Here is a 5024-nt window from a genome sequence, read left to right as displayed (position 1 = left end):
AAGCGCCTTGCCATGGTTCCGTCCGTGTCAGGTATCCTACACACATTATGCACGAAAACTTTAGATTAGGCACTTACCGGCGATGGCCCGTTCATCCCTCTTCACGCCACGGCCTTCGCCTCGACACCATTGGAATCGAATGAAATCACATAATCCTCGACAGCCCATGGACGAACGAGAGAAGTTGCGCAGGTTCCGCGAACTCGACGATGCCTTCGCCGATGCACTGCGCGAACTCGAGAGTCCCGACAGCGAACTTGATATTCCCACCGGTCCGCCGGTCCGTTCACTCGAGCGCGTGGAGCAGGACGCCGGGACCGAGCCGCAGGACGAGCAGGCCCTCCAGCGGGCCTTCGAACAGCGCCTCAAGGCGCTGATGGCCGAGTACGCCCAGCCGGCCGAGAGCGTCAGTCACCTGCTGCAGACCCTCAGGTCCCTCGGGCGGATCGCCTGAGCCGCCACGTCGGGGTATCCTGCCCGCCTTTCTCCACCAACTGCGGCGTCCGTCAGCGGTAGCGATAGACGCGCAGGCTCGGCAGGAAGGCGTTGTCCTCCAGCCGCTCGTCGCGTCGCCGGGCTCGGGTGCGGGTGGCCGGCGGGTGAGCGGGTGGCCGGTTATGGTCGGGCAGGCGGCCGTCGGGGCTGGGCACGAACAGCGGCAGGGCGATGTTCATGGCGCGCCGGTTGCGGCCATCCTCCAGCGGTTCGCGGTAGAAGAGGTTGGCGCGCATCAGCGGGGCCTGGCGCTGTACCTGAGCCAGCGGCTCGCCATCGGGGATGCCGGCCAGCTGTCGCAGCTGGATGCGCACGTGGGGCGCCTCGCTGTCCAGGGCCAGCAGCTTCTGCTCGGCCTCGCGCGCCGTCAGCCGCTTGATCGAACGACCGCTGGCATACCAGGCCAGGCGCACGCGAGCCACCGGTGCCTCGGCAAAAGGGATCGCCCGCCAGCACTGCTTGAGGTGAAGCCTGGCAAGCCCCGTGCCGCGCAGGTGGTCGTGCAGGGCCGGGTGCCGGAAGGGCAGCACTGCCTTGATCTCCGGGATCAGCGCCGGTACCTCGCGGCGGATCTCCGCCAGCAGCGCGGCGAAGGCCTTCTTGGTGGCATTCACCCGGGCGACCGCCTCCATCACCGCCTCGTCGGCCGCCACCAGGCCTACATGGCTGCGGGTGGCGCGGCCGTCCTGGCCATCCTGGTACCAGACGTCGAGCAGGGCGTGGCGCAGCCAGGCGGCGTCGGCCGAGTCGTGATCGAAGGACCAGGCCGGGGCGCCCGAGGCCTGCCAGGTCGCCACCAGGGCGTCGGTCTCCTCGACCAGGCGATCGAAGAGGGCCTCAAGCTCCGCCAGCAGGCGGTATTCCGGGCGTTGCCCGTCGCCGCTCACGACGGCTCGCCGTCCCGGTCCGCGCGCGCCAGCAGGGCGTCGAGGTCGGTCTCGTCCATGGCGGGCTCGCCGGCGATGCGATGGGACTCGTCGGCCCAGGCGCCCAGGTCGAGCAGCCGGCAGCGCTTGCTGCAGAAGGGGCGGTAAGGGTTGGCCTCGCTCCACAGTACCTTCTTGCGGCACTGCGGGCAGGCGACTTCCAGGGGGCGCGTGGTGTCTTGCGTACTCATGCGGTGTCGTCTTCGGCAGGGAGGTCGGGAAAGGATGACGAATCAGCGCCCGGGAGGCAAACCGATGGTAGCCCGGTACTTGCCGTCGAGCTCCGCCACCTGCGCGGCCAGGCCCGCCTCGTCGGCGGAGTTGTCGATTACGTCGTCGGCGCGCGCCAGGCGCTCCGTCCGTGACATCTGGGCCGCGACGATGGCCCGGGCCTGGGCCTTGTCTACGCCGTCGCGTGCCGCCGTGCGCGCAATCTGCGTCGCCTCGGGGACATCGATGACCAGGCAGCGGTCGACCATCGCGTCCTGGCCCGACTCGAACAGCAGCGGGGAGACCAGCAGCACATAGGGGGCGCCCTGGGCCTGGAGCCGCTCGAGGTGGGCCTCCAGGCGCTGGCGTATCCGCGGGTGGGTGATCCGTTCCAGCTGCCGCCGCGCCTCGCCATCGGCGAAGACGATCTCGCGCAACGCCCGCCTGATCAGGCTGCCGTCGGGCGCGAGGACCTCGCGCCCGAAGTGCTCGACGATCTCGGCGAGTGCCGGCTCCCCCGGGGCCACGACCTCCCGCGCCACCTCGTCGGCATCCACCCAGGGGATGCCCCGCGCGGCGAAGGCCCGCGCCACCGTCGACTTGCCCGATGCGATGCCGCCCGTCACGCCGATGATCATCATTGCCTCCCTCGTTGGTGAAGGGTTCGCCTCATGGTGACCTCAATACAGAAGCCCGGTATAGAGCGCCATCAGCGGCTCGCCGGCCAGCAGGGCGATCCAGCCGGCCATCACCAGCCAGGGCCCGAAGGGCAGGGGGGCACCGCGCAGCCGGGGGATGGCCAGCTGGATGAGGATGCCCACCACCGCCCCCGCACCGGCGGAGAGGATCAGCACCAGCGGAAGGTATTGCCAGCCCAGCCAGGCGCCCAGGGCGGCCAGCAGCTTGAAGTCGCCGTAGCCCATGCCCTCCTTGCCGGTGACCAGCTTGAACAGCCAGTAGAAGCTCCAAAGCACCAGGTAGCCGGCCATGGCACCGATGACGGCCGAGGGCAACAGCAACGGCTGGAAGAGCAGCTGGTAGAGCAGCCCGGCCCACAGCAGGGGCAGGGTGAGCAGGTCCGGGAGCAGCTGGGTGCGCAGGTCGATCACCGCCATGGCCAGCAGGGCGAGGCAGGCGCCGAGGATGAACAGCGCCTCCAGGGTCGGCCCGAAGAGCGCCAGCACGGCCACGGCCAGCACGCCCCCGGCGAGCTCCACCAGGGGATACTGGGGGCTGATGCGTGTATGGCAGCTGGCACAGCGCCCGCGGCGCTTGAACCAGCCCAGCAGCGGGATGTTGTCGTGCCAGGCGATGGGGGCCTCGCAGCGCGGGCACAGCGAGCGGGGGGTCACCAGGTTGAAGGGCGGCGCCTCTTCCGGCGCCAGCTCCAGGGCCTCACGGGCTTCGGCGCGCCAGCCGCGCATCAACATCACCGGTAGCCGGGTGATCACCACGTTGAGGAAGCTGCCCAGGCACAGGCCCAGGACGACCGCCAGTGGCCAGAGCAGGAAGGGGGGGAGGTCGGCGAGCAAGGGGTGACTCCTGTCCAGTCGGATCCGGTGGCCATTGTATCGGGGGATGGCGTCGATTGCCCGGATACTCCCGTGTCCCTCGCGGGCTGTCCTGCGCTGCGGCTTTGGTCTAGAATCGGCTCCCTTTCATCTTCCAGGGGCACGACCATGACCCAGATGCTCGGACCGGTGATGCTGGATCTGGAGGGCCAGAGCCTGACGCCCGAGGAGCAGGCGCTGCTGGTGCGTCCCGAGGTCGGGGGCGTGATCCTGTTCGCCCGCAATATCGCCTCGGCCGACCAGGTCCGCACCCTGTGCGACGAGGTCCGTCGCGTGCGTCCTGACCTGCTGCTGGCGGTCGACCAGGAAGGGGGGCGGGTCCAGCGGCTTCGCGAGGGCGTCACCCGCCTGCCGGCCATGGGCCGCCTGGGTCGCGACTTCGCCCACCAGCCCGAGGTGACGGTGCGCCTCTGCCAGGATGCCGGCTGGCTGCTGGGCATGGAGATGGCAGCCTGCGGCCTCGACCTCTCCTTCGCCCCGGTGCTGGACGTGGACGGGGGCAGCTCCAGCGTGATCGGCGATCGCAGCTTCTCGGCGGATCCCCGGGCGGTGGCCCGCCTCGGGCGCGCCTTCCTGGATGGCCTGCACGAGGCGGGCATGGTGGCCGTGGGCAAGCACTTTCCTGGCCACGGTGGCGTGGCGGCCGACTCCCATCATGAGCTGCCGGTGGATGAGCGCCCCCTGGAGGCGCTGCGCCGCCACGACCTCCTGCCCTTTGCCGAACTGGCGCCCCGGCTCGATGCGGTGATGCCCGCGCATGTCGTCTATTCCGACTTCGACCCGCGTCCGGCGGGCTTCTCCCCGGCCTGGCTGGGCATGCTGCGCCAGAGCCTGGGTTTCAAGGGCGTGATCTTCTCCGACGACCTGAGCATGGCCGGTGCGGCCGCCTCCGGTACGCCCGCGGAGCGGGCCCGGCTGGCGCTGGCCGCGGGGTGCGACATGCTGCTGGTCTGCAACGACCGCAGCGCGGCCCGGGAGGTGCTGGACGCGTGCCAGGGTCGCCAGGCGCGTCGCGCCACGCGGCTGCGCTACGCCAGGGCGCGTCCCGACCTCAAGGCGCTGGGGGCCCTGTCGCGCTGGCGCCGCGTCCATGCGCGGCTCGAGGCGATGGCCGCCGACTGAACCGACCTTCTTTCCTCCGATTCCCATCAAGAGCCGACCGACGATGTCCCGACTCGATGCCGATTCCCTGCTGTCCCTGACCGACATGCGCGATGTCATGGACAATGCCGACTGCCTGATCTCGCAGCCCGAGGTCGAGCGTGCGCTGGACCGCATGGCCGACGAGATCACCCGTGACCTGGGTGACCGCCTGCCGGTCTTCTACTGCGTGATGAACGGCGGCCTGATCACCACCGGTCACCTGCTGACCCGGCTGGGCTTCCCCCTGGAGGTCGACTACCTCCACGCCACCCGCTACCGGGGTGGCCTGCGGGGGGGCGAGCTGTTCTGGCGGGTCTCCCCGGAGGTGCCCATGTCTGGTCGGCACGTGGTGATCGTCGACGACATCCTCGACGAGGGCGCCACCCTGGCCGCGATCCTCGACTACTGCCGGCAGGCGGGGGCGGCGAGCATCTCTACCGCGGTGCTGGTCGACAAGCAGCACGACCGCAAGGCGGTCCCCGGCCTCAGGGCCGACTACTGCAGCCTGGAAGTCGCCGACCGCTATGTCTTCGGCTTCGGCATGGATTACAAGGGCTACTGGCGCAATGCCCCGGGTATCTACGCGCCCAAGGGACTCTGAGCGCCAAGCCGCCAAGCCGCCAAGCCGCCAAGCCGCCAAGCCGCCAAGCCGCCAAGCCGCCAAGCCGCCAAGCCGCCA

General features: G+C 70.0%; 7 protein-coding genes. 3 read left to right on the top strand and 4 right to left on the bottom strand.

What is annotated here, in order from left to right; genetic code table 11:
- Nucleotides 1-166 precede the first annotated feature (166 nt).
- On the top strand, nucleotides 167-454 hold the full coding sequence (locus SCI24_RS20830; RefSeq protein ID WP_318727192.1) for a hypothetical protein: 288 nt from the start codon (nucleotides 167-169) through the stop codon (nucleotides 452-454).
- 52 nt (nucleotides 455-506) lie between these two features.
- On the opposite strand, the gene SCI24_RS20825 is transcribed toward SCI24_RS20830, so the two are convergent.
- The 4 genes from SCI24_RS20825 to SCI24_RS20810 are packed head-to-tail and all read right to left on the bottom strand — an operon-like array spanning nucleotide 507 to nucleotide 3163.
- Entirely contained in the window at nucleotides 507-1382 is an 876-nt protein-coding gene (locus SCI24_RS20825) for a DNA replication terminus site-binding protein (protein WP_318727191.1), read from the bottom strand.
- Nucleotides 1379-1612: a DNA gyrase inhibitor YacG gene (gene yacG / locus SCI24_RS20820; RefSeq protein ID WP_318727190.1), complete on the bottom strand. Its 234-nt coding sequence runs from the start codon at nucleotides 1610-1612 to the stop codon at nucleotides 1379-1381. Before yacG ends, SCI24_RS20825 begins: the two co-directional genes overlap by 4 nt.
- 42 nt (nucleotides 1613-1654) lie before the next feature.
- On the bottom strand, nucleotides 1655-2269 hold the full coding sequence (coaE, locus tag SCI24_RS20815; RefSeq protein ID WP_318727193.1) for a dephospho-CoA kinase: 615 nt from the start codon (nucleotides 2267-2269) through the stop codon (nucleotides 1655-1657).
- Between the two features lie 42 nt (nucleotides 2270-2311).
- Complete coding sequence (locus SCI24_RS20810) at nucleotides 2312-3163, bottom strand: A24 family peptidase (RefSeq protein ID WP_318727189.1); 852 nt, start codon at nucleotides 3161-3163, stop codon at nucleotides 2312-2314.
- A 147-nt stretch (nucleotides 3164-3310) separates the two neighbouring features.
- Here SCI24_RS20810 and nagZ point away from each other — a divergent pair, with 147 nt between their 5' ends.
- The gene (nagZ, locus tag SCI24_RS20805; protein ID WP_318727188.1) at nucleotides 3311-4324 is read left to right on the top strand and encodes a beta-N-acetylhexosaminidase; all 1014 of its coding nucleotides are present in this window, start codon (nucleotides 3311-3313) and stop codon (nucleotides 4322-4324) included.
- A gap of 43 nt (nucleotides 4325-4367) precedes the next feature.
- Entirely contained in the window at nucleotides 4368-4946 is a 579-nt protein-coding gene (locus tag SCI24_RS20800) for a hypoxanthine-guanine phosphoribosyltransferase (protein ID WP_318727187.1), read from the top strand.
- The last annotated feature ends 78 nt before the right edge of the window (nucleotides 4947-5024 follow it).

This window comes from Halomonas sp., assembly GCF_033549285.1.
Taxonomy (GTDB): Bacteria; Pseudomonadota; Gammaproteobacteria; order Pseudomonadales; family Halomonadaceae; genus Halomonas.
This window is presented reverse-complemented; position numbering and strand designations above follow the sequence as displayed.

What these genes read in the sequence shown, in the direction of transcription:
- nagZ (WP_318727188.1), top strand. Translation starts at nt 3,311, where the DNA reads ATGACCCAGATGCTCGGACCGGTGATGCTGGATCTGGAGGGCCAGAGC.
- coaE (WP_318727193.1), bottom strand. Translation starts at nt 2,269, where the DNA reads ATGATCATCGGCGTGACGGGCGGCATCGCATCGGGCAAGTCGACGGTG.
- SCI24_RS20800 (WP_318727187.1), top strand. Translation starts at nt 4,368, where the DNA reads ATGTCCCGACTCGATGCCGATTCCCTGCTGTCCCTGACCGACATGCGC.
- yacG (WP_318727190.1), bottom strand. Translation starts at nt 1,612, where the DNA reads ATGAGTACGCAAGACACCACGCGCCCCCTGGAAGTCGCCTGCCCGCAG.
- SCI24_RS20830 (WP_318727192.1), top strand. Translation starts at nt 167, where the DNA reads ATGGACGAACGAGAGAAGTTGCGCAGGTTCCGCGAACTCGACGATGCC.